Below are 17,379 nucleotides of genomic sequence, written 5' to 3' on the forward strand. Positions count from 1 at the left end.
CTGGCTACGACTTTGTTAAATTTTCTCCGAAGAACTCTCCGTCATCGCGGTTGTCAGTTTTTTTAAAATGGCATGTGTCTCAACCAGCGCCGGAATATCGGCCCCGGGGGCGTCGTCGACCGCCTTCGCGATCCGATCCAGGCAATCAGGGCTGGGGTCAAGGTCAGCCAATTCCCGAACGGTGCGCAGCAACGGGCCGAAATGGCCCAGATCCAGCGCCAGCGTAACGGCCTTTTCGAACTGCTGCAGACCCGCCTCGTCATCGCCATGGGCCAGCGCCAGCCTGCCCCGCAGCCGCGTGAGCCCGACGATCCAGAACTGCTCGCCGCTGTCGAGGGCGAACTTTTCCGCCTCATCCAAAAGCTGCTCGGCCTGATCAAGCCGCCCGTGCAGAATGGCGGCATCCGCGTAGAGATACAGGAAGAAGCTCAGGCCCAGCCGGCAACCAGTGTCGCGCCATTCCTTCAGCCCCAGTTCGATTTCATTCAGCGCGTCTTCGCCCAGTTCATTCCGCCGCGCCCAGCCGTTCATCACCCGCGCCCAGCCGCGCCAGAACTGAAACGAATACTCCTCGGACAGCGCGATAAGATTGGCGGAACTGTCCTGTACCGTCGCTTCGTCGCCCCGGAACTGTGAAATCCATCCCAGGAAGGCGTTCGCAAAGGACTGGCTGAAGGGATGCGCGGTTTCTTCGGCATGGGTCAGCGCCGCCCGGATCGCCTCGAGCGCGCCGGTGGTATCGCCCGACAACCAGCTTGACAGTGCGCGATAGCCCTGCAGCGCGACCGACAGGTCGACCACGTCATAGTCCAGCCCCATGAACCGGTGCTCAAGCGACAGGTCGAGCTCGATCCCGGCTTCCAGATGCGCCAGCGCCTCGCGCGGGTGACCCAGATAGGTCAGAAGCGCCCCGTGCGACCGTTCCGCCGAGACCAGAGCCAGCGGGCTGGCCTGATCCTGACACAATGAGACCAGGCGATCCGCATTCTGCTTTGAGATGGCATATTCCCCGCCCAGCATCGTCGACCGGAACTGACCATAGACTACCTTGAACAGTCGCTCGGTCTCGCCATATTCGCGGCACAGCGATTGTGCACGGGCGTAGGCAGACAACACGGATTCATGAGCATAGCCGCGCACGAAGGCCAGCGGTACGGCGATCATGATCTGCAGGTCGATCTCGCAACGGTCTCTCTCTTGCGACGGGGGCAGTTTCTGCAGACATTCCAGCGCGTGCTGCAAATGGTTGATCGCCTCGACATTGGCCGAATGATCCAGCGCCTGACGGGCCGCGATCATCAGGTTGCGTTCGGCCGCAGAATAGTCACCCGCGCGCCGATAGTGGTGGCCCAGAATCTCCGGCTCGCGCTTGACCGTGTCACCGTAGTATTCTTCGAGTATCCGCGCGATCCGTCCATGCCACCGCGCCGCGGTCGAGCGCAGCATGGACTGATAGGCCGCATCCTGCACCAGCGCGTGGCGGAAACGATAGGTATCCTCTTCGCCGTGCAGCCCCGCCGGAACGATCAGTTCGGTCTCAAGCAACTGGTCCAGGGCGGCCGCGATATCCTGCTCGCTCCATTCCAGCACATGGCTCAGCAGGTTGCGTTCGAAATTGCGCCCGATAGCGGCCGCCACCTGCACGATTTCGCGGCTGGCAGACAGCCGGTCCAGCCGGGCCATCAGCGAATCCTGCAGCGACTCGGGGATGGCCATGGACAGCTCGGCCTTGCTTTGGCCACGGCTGGCCAGCAACCCGGCCTCCATCGCCATCTTCGTCAGTTCCTCGACAAACAGCGGCACGCCGTCGGTCCGATCGGCCAACTGGCCGAGGATCTCGTCCGAGGGCCGGACGCCCGAGATGCTTTCGACCAGCTTGAAGATATCCCGCCGCACCAGACGGTTCAGCTCCAGCGTGGTGGCGTGCGACTGGTTTCGCCAGGGCGACTGAAACTCGCTGCGGGCGGTCATCAGAACCAGACAACGCCGGTTCGACAGTTGCTCAACCCAGCCATCGACGAATTCCAGCGTCGAGGCATCGAACCAATGCACATCATCCAGCAACAGCAGCAGCGGCGAGCTCTGCTCGAGCCCCGCACACAGCCGCAGCAAAGCTTCGATCAGCGCGCCCTTCTCCCGTTCGGGCGCCATCGGCTCGACCGGAGCAGTGGTGTCTTCCAACGCCAGCAACCTCAGGATCGGACCGGCGCAGCCCGCGTCATCCAGCCCAATTTCGGCCAGAAAACCCGTCACCTTTGCCCGGCTTGCTTCAAGCCCATCATCCGGGGACATGCCGGTCAGCGCTGTCAGAGCATTCTTGACCGGATAAAACGCGCTGCTCTGATGCAGCGGCGAGCCGAACAGGACGAATAGCGAGGCATCTTCGTCCGCCAACTCGTCGCTCAGCCCAAAGGCAATCTTGGATTTGCCAACCCCGGCATCGCCGGTCAGCAGCAGCACCTGCCCTTCGCCTTCCAGCGCGCCTTCCCATCTTGACCGAACCAGAGCGATCTCGGCGGTCCGGCCAATGATCGGTGTCTTGTCGTGCGAGAAATCCTTGCGGGCCGTTTCAAACCCCGACACGTTCTGCTGAACCCGAAACAGCTCCAACGGCGCGCTCACACCGGCCAGCTTCGGGTTGCCCAGCGAGACGAACTCCAGACGTTCACCGATCAACCGGCGGGTCACTTCCGAGACCACCACCTGCCCCATATCGGCGACGGACTGGATACGCGCGGCCACGTTCGGTGTATCCCCGAACAACCACATCTTTTCATCCATCGACGCGCTGTTGGCCGTGCCCACCACGACCGGCCCGGTATGTATCCCGATCCGCACGTTGGTCGACACCGATTGCCCCGAGACGCCCACATCAATGTCGCGCGCCATGTTGGCGATCTCAAGCGCGGACAGCGCCGCTGAATAGTGGCTGGCCTCCTGCGCGATCGGATAACCAAAGATCGCGACAACCCCGTCACCGGCATAGTTCGCAATCTCACCGCCATATTTGGCGACCGTCCGGCCCACCAGATCGCGGTATTGGGTGATCAGATCGCGATAATCCTCGGGATCGAATTTCTCGGACAGGGCCGTTGACCCGACCAAATCACAGAATAGAACCGTCAGTTGCCGCCGTTCGGCCACATCTCCGGGGGTGGTACCGGGTTGCGTAGGGTTGCCCGCCTCAGGGGCACCCTGCTGCGCAGTCGCAGCAGACATCGACGCGCCGCAGGCGGTGCAGAACTTTGCGTTGGGCACCGCAGGTTGGCCGCATGCGCCACAGACTAATGCCTGCGCGCTTCCGCAGCTATGGCAAAAATTCGATCCGGCAGGATTGGCCGAGCCGCATTGTGGGCAATTGACGTCAGAACTCACCAATCTGGCCGCCTTCATTCGTTGGTTAGTCAGAGCAATATTCGAAACAAAAACAAAATTTCACGGCCTTTTGTAACACACCGCCCACAATCCGTCGCCATCAATTGTGAATTGTGCTGCTAATCTGGTTACATTGGTCAGGTTGAATCACCGATCAGCCCCCCGGGGGCAGTGCCGGCCTTGAGTGTACAGTTGGGAAAAGCCGCGGGATCATCAGAGCATCGGTGGCGGGGAGACAGGGATTCGAACCCTGGGAACGCTCTCACGTTCAACGGTTTTCAAGACCGCCGCATTCGACCACTCTGCCACCTCCCCGCGTGGGGCCGGGTCTAAGACGAGTTGGGCACAGAGGCAAGCCATAAAGCGGGAATTCTTGCCGAAGCGAAACCAGCAGTCTTTCCATGGCCCGGCACCCGCGTTATGATCTTCGGGAAAGACCGCATCAGACTGGCAAAAAGAACCAGCGAAACAGCGGTGGGGCGCGGCTAATATGGCCTTGTCAGGCAAGGGATTGAGACGATGAAGCGAGCGACGGGCACACGCTTTGGGCCGCAGCGGCTGGCGGTATTGGCTGTGGGTTTGACGGCCCTCTCAGGGTGCGAGGAAGGGTTCGCCGCAAAAGAACCGCCGACCGAGGAAGCCGCAGCCGACAGCGCCGACAATACCAATCGATTTGAACTTTTCCCTGAAGCGACCAGCGGACAGCAACGCGATGTCGAAGCCCCGGGCGTATTTCAGGTGACCGAAGCCGGCTTGTGGGACGGACGGCCCTCTCTGGGCGGCATCTGGGTCGCACATCCCGATGTCGATCAGCCCGAGCGGGTACTGATCAAGAACACCTCGAACAACAAATCCGTGACTGGTGCTTTGTTCCGCCGCGACCGTAACCTGCCCGGCCCCGCGCTGCAGGTATCTTCGTCGGCTGCGGAACGGCTGGGGATGTTGGCCGGAGCGCCAACGAGGATCGAAGTCGTCGCCCTGCGCCGAGAGGTGATCGAAGAAACGCCACCACCGGTTGCGGAAGAAGCCCCCGACAGTGATACATCAACGGCAGCTACGGAAACGGCAGCGGCTGAGGTCGCCGAAACAGAGACTCCCGAACAGCCCGCCAAGCGCAAATGGTGGCAGAAAAAACCGGCAAGCGAGACCAACGCCGCCGGAGCCGCGGTCGCTGCAGGCGCGGCCACTGGGGCTGTTGTTGCCGCAGCGGCGGATGACGCGGCCGCTGCCAGCGGCGAGGCTGTTTCTGCCGCGACCGAAGGTGCCGACCTGACAGCCGCCGAGACCGCTGCGCCCGAGGAACCCGCCAAACGCAAATGGTGGCAACCCAAACCAAGCGAAGAGGCCGTGGCTGAAACAGCCACCACCCCGCTGGCCGAAACCGGGACCGAGGCCGCCTTGGCCGGCACCCAGACCGCAGCCCTGTCCGACCCCGAGATCACGCCTCCGACGGATCAACCGGCCAAGCGCAAATGGTGGCAGAAGAAAGAGCCCAACGCGATCACCGAGACCCCTCTGGACCCGATCGCCGGGGCCGCAGCCGCCATCGAGGCGAGCGAGCCAACAACCGCCGCTGCGGCAGCTGCAGCGGCACCCGCAGCGACGGGCGGGCTGGCCAAACCCTTCGTTCAGGCCGGAACCTTTAGCGTCGAGGCCAACGCCAAAAGCGCTGCTGAAAAGATTCGTCGCAACGGGATGCCTGCTGAGGTGGCTGAACTGAAAAGCGATGACAACACGGTCTGGCGCGTATTGGTCGGCCCGGTCACAACCCGCGCCGAGCGCCGCGCCCTGCTGAGCGATGTCAAGGACCTCGGCTTTACCGACGCCTTCACCGCCAGGAACTGAAAAACAGGAGGCCCATAATGCTGTCTGTGCTACGATCCACATGCCTGGCCCTTGGGCTGTCCTTGCTGGCCCTGCCCGCCTATGCGTTCGATACCACCGCACGGGCCGCTTATGTGATGGACCAGAAAACCGGCACGGTGCTTCTGTCCAAGGACGCCGACCAGCCGCTGCCTCCGGCGTCGATGTCGAAACTCATGACCCTCTATGTCGCGTTCGAAGCCCTGCGGGACGGACGCCTGACACTGGACGAAACCTTGCCCGTCTCGGAACATGCCATGAGTTATGGCGGGTCGACCATGTTCCTGAATACGCAGGACCGGGTCCGGGTCGAGGACCTGCTGCGCGGCATCATCGTGCTGTCGGGCAACGACGCCTGCGTGGTGATCGCCGAGGCGCTCAGCCCCGATGGGACCGAGGCCGGGTTCGCCCGCTTCATGACCCAACGCGCGCAGCAGATGGGCATGAACAATTCAAACTTTGCCAATTCCAACGGCTGGCCCGCCGCCGGACACATGATGTCGGTGCACGATCTCGCGGTTCTGGCTGATCGCCTGATCACCGATTTCCCGGAATATTACCCCTTGTTCGCCGAAGAAGTGTTCGAGTTCGATGGCCGTGCGCCCTCGAATTCGCGCAACCGCAACCCGCTGCTGAAACTGGGCATCGGGGCGGATGGCCTCAAAACCGGTCACACGCAAGAGGCCGGATATGGTCTGGTCGGATCGGCCAAGCAGGGCGACCGTCGGGTGGTGTTTGTTCTGACCGGGCTCGACAGCACCGCCAAGCGGGCAGAGGAGGCTGAGGCCGTGGTTAACTGGTCGTTTCGAAATTTTGTCGAGAGGACAGTTGCCAAAGCAGAAGAACCGGTAGCGCAAGCCAGGCTGTGGATGGGGGCTGAGAAGACGGTGGGGCTGGTGCCGGAAGAAGATCTGACTCTGCTGTTCCCCGTCTTGGGCGAAAAGGACATCAAGGCCGAGGTGGTCTATGAGGGCCCGATCAACGCGCCCGTCGCAAAAGGCCAGCAACTGGCCGAGCTTGTGATTCAGCCCGAGGGTCTGCCGGAAATCCGTCGCCCTCTGGTGGCTGACAGAGACGTCGCGCAGGGCGGGTTTGTGGTGCGCATGATGACAGTGGGCGGTATCGTTCTGAAAGACTTCATCAATATCCCGCTGGAGCAAATGTGACGCGACGCGGGCTATTCCTGACCTTTGAAGGCATTGACGGATCGGGCAAATCCACGCAGGCGCGGCTGCTGGCCGAGCATTTGCGCGGTGAGGGGCGCGAGGTTGTCCTGACGCGCGAACCCGGCGGCTCGGCCGGGGCCGAAGAAATCCGCGCTCTGGTGTTGCAGGGGGACCCGGATCGCTGGTCTGCCGAAACCGAGATCCTACTGTTCACCGCCGCCCGGCGCGACCATCTGGAACGCACCATCGAGCCGGCTCTGGCCGCAGGCAAGGTGGTGATCTGCGACCGTTTTGCTGACAGCACCCGCATGTATCAGGGGTTGTCGCGCGGTGACCTGCGCGGGATGGTGGATCAGTTGCATACTCTGATGATCGGGCGCGAACCGGACTTGACGCTGCTGGTCGACATGGACCCGAAAACGGGCCTGTCGCGCGCCAAGGGACGTCAGGGCGTCGAAGAACGGTTCGAAGATTTCGGGCTTGAGCTGCAACAGAAGATGCGCGCCGGGTTTCTTGCGCTTTCTGACGAATTCTCGGACCGGTTCCGCGTCATTGACGGAAACCGGGACATGGACAGCGTTGCGCGGGATGTGACAGATATCGCCATGGCAGCATTGCGATAGATCATGAGCGACGAGACCCCCACCCCGGATCAGGCCTCCGGCGCGCCGCACCCGCGCGAAACGGTGCAACTGTTCGGGCAGGACGCCGCCGAGCAGGCCTTTCTGACCGCCTATACCTCGGACCGGTTGCATCACGGCTGGCTTCTGACCGGCCCGCGCGGCGTTGGCAAAGCGACGCTGGCCTGGCGCATTGCGCGGTTTTTGCTGGCGACGCCTCCGGCAGATGACAGCGGGCTGTTCGGAGCCCCCCCGCCGCCCGAGACGCTTGAGATCGCTCCTGACCACCCGGTTTCGCATCGGATCCTGGCCGGGGCCGAACCCGGGCTGGCCACGATCACCCGTTCTGTCAACGATCAGGGGCGTCTGCGCAACGAGATCGTGGTCGACGACGTTCGCAAGTTGGGCCGTTTCTTCGGGTTGTCCTCCGCCGATGGCGGACGGCGGGTCGTCATCGTGGATTCCGCCGATGAAATGAACACCAGCGCAGCCAACGCGTTGCTGAAGATGCTCGAAGAACCTCCCGCACGCACGACGCTGCTGCTGATCTCGCACCAACCCTCGCGCCTGCTGCCGACCATCCGGTCCCGTTGCCGAACCCTGCGCCTGTCGCCTTTGGGGGTCGAGGATATGCAGGCTGCGCTGGCGCAGACCGGCGCGGACCTGCCCGCGCAAGCCGACCATCTGGCCGCCCTCGCGGCGGGTTCGGTTGGCGACGCGGTGCGCCTGATCAATCTGGGCGGGCTGGACCTTTATTCCGAACTGATCGCCATCCTAAGCACCCTGCCCCGGCTTGACCGGCAGCGCGCGCTGAAACTGGCCGAAACCGCCGCCCAGCGCGGCGCGGCCGAACGGTTCGACCTGCTTTTGTCGTTGATCGACATCGCCCTGTCGCGCCTTGCCCTGACCGGCGCAACCGGCGTGGCCCCCATGCCCGAAGCCGCCCCGAATGAGGCGGAAACGCTGGCTCGCCTTTCGGGCTCGCCGCACAAGGCCCGCCAGTGGGCCGAGGCTGCAGCGCTGATCACCTCACGCGCGCGGCATGGGCAGGCGGTGAACCTTGACCCTGCCTCGCTTGTCCTAGATACGGTGTTCAAGATACAGGAAACCGCCGGTCACAACTGATGAGCCCCACCCCCGAAATCACCGACAGCCATTGCCATCTGGACTTCCCGGATTTCGACGGCCAGTTGGACGACATCGTATCCCGCGCCGCCGAGGCTGGCGTGACCCGCATGGTCACCATCTGTACCCGCCTACGCAACGAACCCAGCGTGCGCGCCATCGCCGAGGCCCACGCACCGGTCTTCTACGCCGCCGGAACCCACCCGATGAGCGCCGCAGATGAGCCGATGGCCACCGTTGACGAACTGGTCGCGCTGGCCCGCCATCAAAAATTCGTCGGCATCGGCGAAAGCGGGCTGGATTATCACTACACGGCGGAGTCGGCCGAGGTGCAGCAACACTCGCTGCGCATTCATATCGAAGCAGCCCAGCAAACCGGTCTGCCGCTGATCATCCACGCCCGCGCGGCAGATGACGACATGGCCCGTATTCTGGCCGAAGAACACCGCAACGCGCCCTATTCCTGCGTGATGCATTGCTTCTCGTCTTCGGCGAAACTGGCCCGCGCGGCGCTTGATCTGGGCTTTTACCTGTCCATGTCCGGCATCGCCGCCTTTCCCAAAAGTCAGGAACTGCGCGACATCTTCGCCGCCGCGCCAATCGACCGCATTCTGGTGGAAACCGACGCGCCCTATCTGGCCCCGCCCCCTCATCGCGGCAAACGCAATGAGCCCGCCTATACCGCCCACACCGCCCGCAAAGGGGCCGAGGTGTTCGGGATGGACTACGCCGATTTCGCCGCCCAGACGCAGGCGAATTTCGACCGGCTTTTCACCAAGGCCGCCGCATTCAAGGCCGCCGCATGAGCGAGATACGATGCACGATTCTGGGCTGCGGATCATCCGGTGGCGTTCCCCGGCTGGGTGGCCTATGGGGGGCATGCGATCCCGACAACCCCAAGAACACCCGCCGCCGGTGCTCGGTTCTGGTTGAACGCGACGGACCGGATGGCACCACATCTGTCCTGATCGACACCTCGCCGGACATGCGCAGCCAGTTGCTGAGCAGCGGCACGGGGCGCTTGGACGCGGTCGTTTACACCCATTCCCATGCGGATCACACCAATGGGCTGGACGATCTGCGGATGATCTTCTTCAACATGAAGGCGCGCGTTCCGGTCTGGGCCGATGGTGATACGCAGAATGATCTGCTCAGCCGGTTTGGATATGCGTTTGTACAGCCCAAGGGCTCGCCTTATCCGCCGATCCTGGACCTGCACACGATCGACGGACCGTTCGAAATCGACGGACCGGGCGGAGCGATCCCGCTGCAACCCTTTCTGGTCAATCACGGGATGATCGACGCGCTGGGGTTCAAGATTGGAAACCTCGCCTATCTCCCTGATGTGGCAGAGATTTATGACGATGCATGGGCTGAATTGCAGGACCTCGATTGCCTGATCATCGACGCTCTGCGCCGGACGCCCCATCCCACCCACGCGCATCTGGAAAAGACGCTGGGCTGGATCGAGCAGCTGAACCCGAAACGCGCCATTCTGACCAACATGCATATCGATATGGACTATGCCACGGTCGAGGCCGAAACCCCGGACCACATCACACCCGCCTTTGACGGGATGGTGATCCGGCAAGCGCTTTAGGGGTCGGGCCGCTGGCCGCCCCCCACACTCTGCCCCCGGCTTTGCCATGTTCCAAAGCCTGATCGACGTCATCCTGCCGGTCTTTCTGGTGATCGGCGCCGGGTATCTGTCAACGCGACTGGGGTACTTCCGCGAGGTCCATATAGACGGGTTGATGAAATTCACACAGGGCTTCGCCATCCCCTGTCTGCTGTTTCTTGCCATCGCCAACCTCGACCTCAGCGCCAGTTTTGATCCCCGTCTTCTGGGCAGCTTCTACACCGCCGCCGGTCTGTGTTTCGTCGCTGGCATGATAGGCGCGCGCCTGATCTTTCGCCGCGACTGGGAGGATTGTGTTGCCATCGGCTTCTGCTGCCTGTTTTCGAACTCGGTCCTGTTGGGCCTACCCATCACCGAGCGCGCCTATGGCCCCGAAAACCTGACCGGCAACTTCGCAATCATCGCATTCCATTCGCCCTTTTGCTACGGCGTCGGCATTACAGTGATGGAAGTGTTCCGGCACCGAGGTCACGGCGGCGCGCAGATGATCAAATCCGTGATGACCGCCATGTTCAAGAACGCGCTGATCCTGGGCATCGGGCTTGGTTTCATTGTCAATCTATCGGGCGTCGCCATCCCGGCAGTGGTTGATGACGCGCTGAACCTGATCACACGTGCAGCGCTGCCCGGGGCCCTGTTCGCGCTTGGCGGCGTGCTGGTGAAATACCGCCCCGAAGGCGACCTGCGCGCGATCCTGTTTGTCTGCGGTATCTCTTTGCTGCTGCATCCCAGCCTTGTGTGGTTGTTCGGGACATCCCTGGCCCTGCCGCAGGATCTGTTTCGCTCGGGCGTTCTGACCGCTGCGATGGCTCCGGGGTTCAACGCTTATATCTTTGCCAATATATATGGCCGAGCCAGGCGGGTCGCGGCGTCGTCGGTGCTGATCGGGACGGCTGTGTCAATCCTCACCGTTTGGTTCTGGCTTGCGCTGCTGGGGTCCTAGCAGCGCAGAACCCGCATTGACTCTGCCCGCCGCCGGGTCATCTATCGCAGAGCCAAGATCGGAGTTTCCAGATGCCCCAAGCCGTTATCGTCGCCCACGGCCAACCTTCCGACCCCGCCCCGGCCCAGGCGGCGCTGGAGGCGCTGGCCCGGCGGATTGATGCCTTATGCGACGGGGTCTCGGTCCATGCGTCCACGCTGGCCGCCCCGGATGCGCTGGAGACCTGCCTGGACGGGTTGCGCGAGCCTGCGTTCATCTATCCTCTGTTCATGGCGAAGGGCTGGTTTGTGACCAGCGCCCTGCCCAAACGGATCGGGGATCGGCCCGCGCGCATCCTCGACCCGCTGGGCATCGACCCAGAATTGCCCTCATTGGTGGCTGATGCGCTCGGCTCAGCTCTGGCTGTGCGGGGGTGGTCGGCCGCGGAAACCGATCTGGTCATTGCCGCGCACGGATCAGGTCGCCGCGCGAATCCCGCAGCCGTGGCCAAGGGGTTTGTTGACGCCTTGAGCCAGATCATCGCTTTCAAGAGCAGCCGCCTGGGGTTCGTCGAACAACCTCCATCAATCTCCGAGGCCGCGACGGCGTCCGGAGATCAGTCGATCTGCCTGCCCTTCTTTGCCTGCACCGGTGGTCACGTGCTGGAGGACGTTCCCGAAGAACTGGCCCGCGCCAGCTTCTCAGGAGCCGTGATGCCGGTGATTTCGGAACTTCCGCAAGTGCAGGAACATATCGCCCAAACCCTGTCTGCGCTGCGAACCGCTGATCTTACATGATCTGGCCCGAACCTTGCGCATCGGCGACCTCACAATAGAACTGATGGCAAGACCGCCCGTTGCGCTTTGCAGCATAAAGCGCCAGATCGGCGGCGTGCAGGATGTCCGCTGCTTTGGGCGTATCGAACTGGCAGGACAACGCAGTCCCGATGCTGGCCGAGACATTGCAAACCGCGCCGTCGAACTGCATCGGTTCGCACAGACGAAGGATCAGACGGGCCGCAATTGCGTCTAGCTTACCCCGATCCGTCAACCCTTTGAAAATCAAGACGAACTCATCACCGCCGACCCGGGCCACCGCGTCATCGCTGCGGGTCTCTTCCAGCATGATCCGCGCGGCCTGCTGCAATACGTGGTCGCCTGCCGCATGGCCCAGACGATCGTTCACTGATTTGAAGAAATCCAGATCAAGATGCATCAGCGCAAAGGCTGACTTCGTCGAGATCAGATGGCCCAGGATATGGTCCATGGCCCGTCGGTTCTTCAACCCGGTCAGGGTATCTGTATAAGCCTGTTCCTCGGCCGCCAGCTTGGCCCCCTGCAGGCGCAGATTCAGGGACCGCGATGCCTCCATCGCGGCGGATTTTGCCTCGACCAGATACAAAAGCTCAATAGCCAGATCGGTGCCCGAGAAATCGGCGCTCGTCAGCGCATAATCCCGCACCGCGTCCAGGATCGAAATGCCAAAGGACAGGTTGATTACCGCCCCGCCACCGTAAGGCAAAGGGGCGATTAGCCCCTTGAAAGCGGTTTGAGGCGCGTCCTGAAACCGAAGATGCACCCGCTTGCCCGGCGCTGCCATCAGTGCGGCGACCGATCGGATTGACCGCGGGCGGTCCAACTGGAAAAGGTCCAGAAAGCTAAGGCCCGTCATGGGGGTATCGGGACGCAGCTTCTGCAGGGTCGGCCCCACTTGCGTGATCCGCCCCGAATCGTCCACCATCACGAACATCGGGCACAGGGTGTCCAATAAACCCGCCAAAACAGCCGTATCCATCATCCCTCGCGCCCCCCAAGATCGAAGTGCCGTCCTTCGGAGAAGGCGCTTTCAACCAGCGTGATCGAAATCACCTCGGCCCCGTCGCCATCCCCGCCATGATCAAGAATGACCAGCGCGCCGTAATCGTCGGCCATGGCGCGCAGAATTCCGGTCATGACACTGGAATAGCCCGGCAACCCCGGCGAACAATGCAACTGGTATTCCGTGCCCGAATGCTCGTGCAGCTCGAGGGCGGGCAAGTTTAGGTCCGATACTGCAAGCTTGGCACGATCAGACAGATCATCAAGCGAGTGGAGAAATTCGACGTAATTTACCCCACCGAACCTCAGCAATCGGCGCAGCCCCTCCATGTTGGGGTGCGAAACGAGATAGGTGCCAAGATCCTCTAGAAATTCGGGGCGTGGGCGGCTCAGATCCGCGCAAAGCACGTCCAGCACCCGGGCAGAAACATCCGCATCATAGAGCAACATCGCCTCGAACTCGTCAAAATCCAACCCGGCCGCCTGCGTCGCATGTAACCAGCATTGCCGACCATAGGTCGCGCAGACAAAGGATTGGATCGCCTTGTTGATCAGCCCATGCATGAAAAGCCCCGGAGTGGATACCCACCTCAGGTGACCTCAGAAAGCTTAACAAACACCCAAAATCCGGGCGCGGGATAATGACAATGCGATGTAATCACGTCCTGAGACCCGCCCTCTGTCAGAAATCGGTGGGCGCGCCTCCTTCCGCTTTCCGACGGGCGACGAAATCGGCCAGTTCCTCGCGGATCGCCTCGTCCAGAGGAGGTGGTTCGAAACTGTTCACAATCTCCTTGAACATCCGATGGGCGCGCTCGGCGGTCCAGATGCCACCCGCGACCTCCCAGGCCTCGAAGTTCTTCCAATCGCTCAGAAACGGTTGGTAAAACGCGGTAGTGTATCGGTCCTGCGTGTGCTGGATGCCAAAGAAATGCCCGTCTTTCCCAACCGAGCGAATAGCGTCCAGCGCGATGTCATCCGGCCCCGTCGCGCAAAGTTCGGGCTGCATATAGCGCTGGATCTGCTGCAATATCTCGCAATCCATCACGAACTTCTCGGGGCTGGCGATCAGCCCGCCCTCAAGCCAGCCGGCAGCGTGATAGACCATATTGGTCCCCGACTGCACCGCCGCCCAGAGCGAGTTCGACGTCTCCCAGATCGCCTGCCCGTCTGGCACATTGGCCGCGCAAACGCCCGACGACCGCATCGGCAAACCGTAGAACCGTGCCATCTGCCCAGTCATCTGGGTCGAGCGCATGTATTCCGGTGTCCCAAACGCAGGCGCGCCCGATTTCATGTCGACATTCGAGGTAAACGTCCCGATCACACAGGGAATCCCGGGCCGGACGTATTGGAACAGCGCAATCGCGCACAAAGCCTCGGCAAGCGATTGCGCCACCGCCCCTGCCATGGTCACGGGTGCCATCGCCCCGGCCAAGGTAAACGGCGTCACCACAATCGCCTGCCCGCGCCGCGCCAGCCGCAGACAGCCGTCGATCATCGGATGGTCATGCTTCAGCGGCGAGGTCGAGTTGATGTTGGTGTACATCCGGGGCGATGCTTCGAATTCCTCGTGGCTGAGGCCCCCGGCGATGCGCACCATCTCCATCACGTCCTCGACCCGCTCTTTGCCCAGCGAATAGGCGTGCATCGCCTTGTCGGTCAGCGTCAGCTTGTCATAGAGCACATCCAGATGGCGAATGCTGGCGTGGATATCCACCGGCTCAACCGGGTAACCGCCCGCAAAATGGATACAGTTGAAATACTGCGTCAGCTTCAGCAAATCCTGACACATCCGCCGGGTGCCCGGGACCTTCTTGCCGATCTCCATGTCCCAGTAATTCGGCGGCGACGAGACGTTGCCGAACAGCAACCTGCGCCCGCCCACCTCGATCACGTGATCTGGATTGCGCGGGGTTATGGTGAAGCTGCTGGGGGCCTTGCCCACCATCTCCATCACGAAGTCGCGGCCCATACGGACGTTGTCGCCGGTAATGGTGCACCCGGCCTCGCGCAGGATACCGATGGCTTCTTCGTTGTAGAACTCGATCCCGATCTCTTCGAGGATGCGCATCGCGCCCTCATGGATCGCCGCCACGCCCTCTGGGCCAAGTGGTTCGGTCGGCTGGTCGATATTGATCGGAGGATTCCATGGCATCTGATCAATCACGGCGCTGCCGCGGCGGGCCGCAGCGCCGGCACGGCCACCGCTGCGGCGTTTGCGGGTTCTGCTGTTAGCCATGGGTGTCCTCCGCGTTCTCGGTTTCCCCAGCAAGCCCCGAAGAACGAACGCTGGCCGCTCTGTCTGCGACAACAGATGTCGGTTTTGCCCAGCGAAGCGGCGAATTTCGGCGCGGCCCGATCAGTTTCCGGAGAGCCAACCGGGGATATGGCCGATATCCGGCAGCACGACATCGGCCAGAGGTTCCAGAGTCTCAGCCGGGGCCATGCCCGTCAGAACGCCAATCGTGACCATCCCCGCAGCGCGCCCGGCCTGCAGGTCGTGAAGGCTGTCCCCGACCATCGCAATCCGCGCCGGGTCCACGTCCACGTGGGTTGCGAAAGCCAGCAACTGCCCGGGGCTGGGTTTAAACCCATGTCCGCTGTCATATCCCGCGACAAAATCGAAGTGATTCCGCACACCGACCGACTCCAGATGCTCGAGCGCAGGCATCTCACCGTCATTGGTAGCGACACCCAGCTTCAGCCCGGATTGCCGCAGCCCGTCGAGGAACGGCAGCAGGGGAACGGCGGGGATTTGCCGCGCCTCGGCCGAGGCCCGGTTCAGAATGTCCACAAGCCCTGACCGGGGGCGATCGGGCAGATGGGGGTGCAGCGCATCCGCCACCTCATCGACTGTGCCAGCAATAACCACACTGTCGGGATCATAGGCCTCGGTCGCATAGTCGAAGCCAATAGAGCGCCCCATTTCAGCGGCCTTCTGCGGATCGCCATCCGACAGGCGCTCAAGCGCGATACGACCGAACGCCCCCCAGGTTGCAGCAAAATCGAAAAGGGTGCCGTCCTTGTCGAACAGAATCGCATCAATGGCCATGGACGGGGCTCCTGCAGGTTAGGTCCAGTGCATTTCCGAAGCCCCCGACAACACCGCATGGGCCTGGCCCGGCAGTTCGTAGGGGACGGAATTGGCGTCACAAAATGCGATCACCCACGAATCGTCAAGCATCAGGAAATCAAGAACCGATGTCAGAAACTCCGACTCGCCTGCCCGCACGCGTAAATCTTCAGCCGAGGCCCCACTGGCACCCAGAAAAACAGGCAAAAGCTCGTCATTCGCAACCAGCCATTCCAACACTTTCAGGGTCAGAGTTTCGGCGGAATCGGCAGAGATCGGCATAAACTGGCCTCAGATTGTGTGTTGGAAAGGGTTTATTAACCAGAGTCATAAACACTTTGGCAACACATGCAATCTGACGGGTAAACGGCTATGTCTGTGCAGGGCACCATATTGGTCCTCGACGGTGTTTCGACCAATCGCATCATGCTCAAGGTGCAGCTGACGGCTGCCTGGTATCATGTAGTGCAGGGGGAAAAGGTGGCCGGGCTGGGCACGCTGCTGCGACGCACGCGGCCCGATCTGGTACTGACGGCGCACACCTTGCCCGACGGCACCGCAGCGGATGTCAAACGGCTGATGGCGGCGGACCCGTCACTGGCGGATGTGCCCATCGTCGCCCTTGCCCCGCAGAACGACAAGGCGGCCCGGCTGCGGGCGCTGTCGGATGGGCTGGACGACGTACTTGGTTATCCGTTCAAGGATGCGTTTCTGCTGGCCCGGGTCCGAAGCCTGCTGCGCAGCCGCGCTGACCGGCAGGACCTGAATGTCCGGGATGATTCCCAATCCATCGGCTTTGCCGAGCCCGCCGCCGCGCTGCTTGCCCCGCCGCCGACAGCACGCATCGCGATCCTGACGCAGACGCCACGCACAGGGGCCTTGTGGAACAAGGCGCTGGCCGGTCAGACCCGCCATCAACTCACTTGCCATACCCTGCCCAACCTGCAGGGTGTGCTGTCCGGGGCCGCCCCCGATGCCATCGTGATCGAGCTTGGCCCGGACGGGTCAGGCCGCAACATCCTGGCCGATCTTCGCGCCCGCACCGCCACCCGGCACACGGTGCTTATTGCGGTCTTACCCAACGACAACGCCAATCTAGCCGCCGAAGCGTTGGACAGCGGTGCCGATGCCGTCTGTCTGGGCGGGTTCAGCAGCGATGAAATCTCGCTGCGGCTCGAGACGCAGATCGCCCGCAAGACCCGCGATGACCGCCTGCGCGCGACGCTGCGCAAGGGGTTGGCCGAATCGCTGATTGACCCGCTGACCGGTTTGCACAATCGCCGCTATGCCATGCGCGCGCTAGATCAGATCGCGCTGCAGTCGATGCAATCAGGGCGCAGTTTTGCAGTGATGCTGGCCGATCTGGATCACTTCAAGGCGATCAACGACCGGTTCGGTCACGCCGCCGGAGATCTGGTGCTGACCGAAGCCGCCCGGCGCCTGCAAGACGCAACCGGGCCATCCGGGTTCGTGGCGCGGATCGGGGGGGAAGAGTTCATGATTGGCCTTCCTGACAGCTCGGCCAAACAGGCGCTTCGATATGCTGATGCAATCTGCGCCAGCATCTGCAGCAAACCGTTCCACCTGCCCGACCATCCGCGATCTGTCCCGGTTACGATCAGCGTCGGCTTGAACCTGTGCAAACCGCCCACCGTTTTGAGGCACGAGGGGGCCGATCCGGTCAACACCCTGATCCGCTCGGCCGACAAGGCGCTTTACGCCGCCAAGAAGGCCGGTCGCAATCAGGTGCATGTCCGGCAAAACGCGGCCTGAGGG

The 17,379-nt window shown here is 62.4% G+C and carries 15 protein-coding genes, 1 tRNA gene and 1 pseudogene; 9 read left to right on the top strand and 8 right to left on the bottom strand.

Going from position 1 to position 17,379, the window contains the following annotated elements; all coding sequences use genetic code 11:
- Positions 1-15: 15 nt before the first annotated feature.
- The 3 genes and pseudogenes from ACR0J1_RS03805 to ACR0J1_RS03815 all read right to left on the bottom strand — a co-directional run bounded on the left by ACR0J1_RS03805 (position 16) and on the right by ACR0J1_RS03815 (position 3,690).
- Entirely contained in the window at positions 16-3,219 is a 3,204-nt protein-coding gene (locus ACR0J1_RS03805) for an adenylate/guanylate cyclase domain-containing protein (protein WP_480731305.1), read from the bottom strand.
- Positions 3,220-3,237: 18 nt separating this feature from the next.
- Positions 3,238-3,393, bottom strand: a pseudogene (locus tag ACR0J1_RS03810) (double zinc ribbon domain-containing protein); the annotation flags it as partial.
- 207 nt (positions 3,394-3,600) lie between these two features.
- Positions 3,601-3,690 (bottom strand) — tRNA-Ser (locus ACR0J1_RS03815).
- 204 nt (positions 3,691-3,894) lie between these two features.
- On the opposite strand from ACR0J1_RS03815, the gene ACR0J1_RS03820 reads away from it, so the two are divergent.
- From ACR0J1_RS03820 to ACR0J1_RS03855, 8 genes are all read left to right on the top strand, one after another.
- Positions 3,895-5,220, top strand: coding sequence for an SPOR domain-containing protein (locus ACR0J1_RS03820; RefSeq protein ID WP_480730645.1), 1,326 nt, complete (start codon positions 3,895-3,897; stop codon positions 5,218-5,220).
- A gap of 17 nt (positions 5,221-5,237) precedes the next feature.
- On the top strand, positions 5,238-6,404 hold the full coding sequence (locus tag ACR0J1_RS03825; protein ID WP_480730647.1) for a D-alanyl-D-alanine carboxypeptidase family protein: 1,167 nt from the start codon (positions 5,238-5,240) through the stop codon (positions 6,402-6,404).
- The gene (gene tmk / locus ACR0J1_RS03830; protein ID WP_480730649.1) at positions 6,401-7,027 is read left to right on the top strand and encodes a dTMP kinase; all 627 of its coding nucleotides are present in this window, start codon (positions 6,401-6,403) and stop codon (positions 7,025-7,027) included. The genes ACR0J1_RS03825 and tmk overlap by 4 nt, the downstream gene beginning before the upstream one ends.
- Positions 7,028-7,030: 3 nt before the next feature.
- Positions 7,031-8,149 carry a DNA polymerase III subunit delta' gene (locus ACR0J1_RS03835; RefSeq protein WP_480730651.1) on the top strand — a complete coding sequence of 373 codons (1,119 nt, stop codon included), beginning with the start codon at positions 7,031-7,033 and terminating at the stop codon, positions 8,147-8,149.
- Positions 8,149-8,955 carry a TatD family hydrolase gene (locus ACR0J1_RS03840; RefSeq protein ID WP_480730653.1) on the top strand — a complete coding sequence of 269 codons (807 nt, stop codon included), beginning with the start codon at positions 8,149-8,151 and terminating at the stop codon, positions 8,953-8,955. The genes ACR0J1_RS03835 and ACR0J1_RS03840 overlap by 1 nt, the downstream gene beginning before the upstream one ends.
- Positions 8,952-9,749, top strand: coding sequence for an MBL fold metallo-hydrolase (locus ACR0J1_RS03845; protein ID WP_480730655.1), 798 nt, complete (start codon positions 8,952-8,954; stop codon positions 9,747-9,749). Before ACR0J1_RS03840 ends, ACR0J1_RS03845 begins: the two co-directional genes overlap by 4 nt.
- Before the next feature lie 46 nt (positions 9,750-9,795).
- Positions 9,796-10,731: an AEC family transporter gene (locus ACR0J1_RS03850; RefSeq protein ID WP_480730657.1), complete on the top strand. Its 936-nt coding sequence runs from the start codon at positions 9,796-9,798 to the stop codon at positions 10,729-10,731.
- 71 nt (positions 10,732-10,802) lie between these two features.
- Positions 10,803-11,507, top strand: coding sequence for a CbiX/SirB N-terminal domain-containing protein (locus tag ACR0J1_RS03855; RefSeq protein ID WP_480730659.1), 705 nt, complete (start codon positions 10,803-10,805; stop codon positions 11,505-11,507).
- Here the strand turns inward: ACR0J1_RS03855 and ACR0J1_RS03860 are convergent.
- The 5 genes from ACR0J1_RS03860 to ACR0J1_RS03880 form a co-directional block, all read right to left on the bottom strand.
- A complete protein-coding gene (locus tag ACR0J1_RS03860; protein WP_480730661.1) occupies positions 11,500-12,507 on the bottom strand; it encodes a diguanylate cyclase domain-containing protein in 1,008 nt (335 codons plus the stop codon). The two genes, ACR0J1_RS03855 and ACR0J1_RS03860, sit on opposite strands and share 8 nt — an antisense overlap.
- Positions 12,504-13,091: a heme NO-binding domain-containing protein gene (locus ACR0J1_RS03865; RefSeq protein ID WP_480730663.1), complete on the bottom strand. Its 588-nt coding sequence runs from the start codon at positions 13,089-13,091 to the stop codon at positions 12,504-12,506. Before ACR0J1_RS03865 ends, ACR0J1_RS03860 begins: the two co-directional genes overlap by 4 nt.
- A gap of 118 nt (positions 13,092-13,209) precedes the next feature.
- Complete coding sequence (locus ACR0J1_RS03870) at positions 13,210-14,769, bottom strand: trimethylamine methyltransferase family protein (protein WP_480730665.1); 1,560 nt, start codon at positions 14,767-14,769, stop codon at positions 13,210-13,212.
- Positions 14,770-14,889: 120 nt separating this feature from the next.
- The gene (locus ACR0J1_RS03875; RefSeq protein WP_480730667.1) at positions 14,890-15,582 is read right to left on the bottom strand and encodes an HAD family hydrolase; all 693 of its coding nucleotides are present in this window, start codon (positions 15,580-15,582) and stop codon (positions 14,890-14,892) included.
- A gap of 18 nt (positions 15,583-15,600) precedes the next feature.
- Entirely contained in the window at positions 15,601-15,885 is a 285-nt protein-coding gene (locus tag ACR0J1_RS03880) for a DUF3572 domain-containing protein (protein WP_480730669.1), read from the bottom strand.
- A 90-nt stretch (positions 15,886-15,975) separates the two neighbouring features.
- Between ACR0J1_RS03880 and ACR0J1_RS03885 the strand changes: the two genes are divergently transcribed.
- On the top strand, positions 15,976-17,376 hold the full coding sequence (locus ACR0J1_RS03885; protein ID WP_480730671.1) for a diguanylate cyclase: 1,401 nt from the start codon (positions 15,976-15,978) through the stop codon (positions 17,374-17,376).
- The last annotated feature ends 3 nt before the right edge of the window (positions 17,377-17,379 follow it).

The organism is Ruegeria sp. CJ3, from assembly GCF_056536725.1.

Coding starts and splice junctions, on each gene's coding strand:
- ACR0J1_RS03805 (WP_480731305.1), bottom strand. CDS start 3,219: ATGTCTGCTGCGACTGCGCAGCAGGGTGCCCCTGAGGCGGGCAACCCT.
- ACR0J1_RS03825 (WP_480730647.1), top strand. CDS start 5,238: ATGCTGTCTGTGCTACGATCCACATGCCTGGCCCTTGGGCTGTCCTTG.
- ACR0J1_RS03880 (WP_480730669.1), bottom strand. CDS start 15,885: ATGCCGATCTCTGCCGATTCCGCCGAAACTCTGACCCTGAAAGTGTTG.
- ACR0J1_RS03885 (WP_480730671.1), top strand. CDS start 15,976: ATGTCTGTGCAGGGCACCATATTGGTCCTCGACGGTGTTTCGACCAAT.
- ACR0J1_RS03860 (WP_480730661.1), bottom strand. CDS start 12,507: ATGATGGATACGGCTGTTTTGGCGGGTTTATTGGACACCCTGTGCCCG.
- ACR0J1_RS03835 (WP_480730651.1), top strand. CDS start 7,031: ATGAGCGACGAGACCCCCACCCCGGATCAGGCCTCCGGCGCGCCGCAC.
- ACR0J1_RS03865 (WP_480730663.1), bottom strand. CDS start 13,091: ATGCATGGGCTGATCAACAAGGCGATCCAATCCTTTGTCTGCGCGACC.
- ACR0J1_RS03870 (WP_480730665.1), bottom strand. CDS start 14,769: ATGGCTAACAGCAGAACCCGCAAACGCCGCAGCGGTGGCCGTGCCGGC.
- ACR0J1_RS03850 (WP_480730657.1), top strand. CDS start 9,796: ATGTTCCAAAGCCTGATCGACGTCATCCTGCCGGTCTTTCTGGTGATC.
- ACR0J1_RS03845 (WP_480730655.1), top strand. CDS start 8,952: ATGAGCGAGATACGATGCACGATTCTGGGCTGCGGATCATCCGGTGGC.
- ACR0J1_RS03840 (WP_480730653.1), top strand. CDS start 8,149: ATGAGCCCCACCCCCGAAATCACCGACAGCCATTGCCATCTGGACTTC.
- ACR0J1_RS03855 (WP_480730659.1), top strand. CDS start 10,803: ATGCCCCAAGCCGTTATCGTCGCCCACGGCCAACCTTCCGACCCCGCC.
- ACR0J1_RS03875 (WP_480730667.1), bottom strand. CDS start 15,582: ATGGCCATTGATGCGATTCTGTTCGACAAGGACGGCACCCTTTTCGAT.
- ACR0J1_RS03820 (WP_480730645.1), top strand. CDS start 3,895: ATGAAGCGAGCGACGGGCACACGCTTTGGGCCGCAGCGGCTGGCGGTA.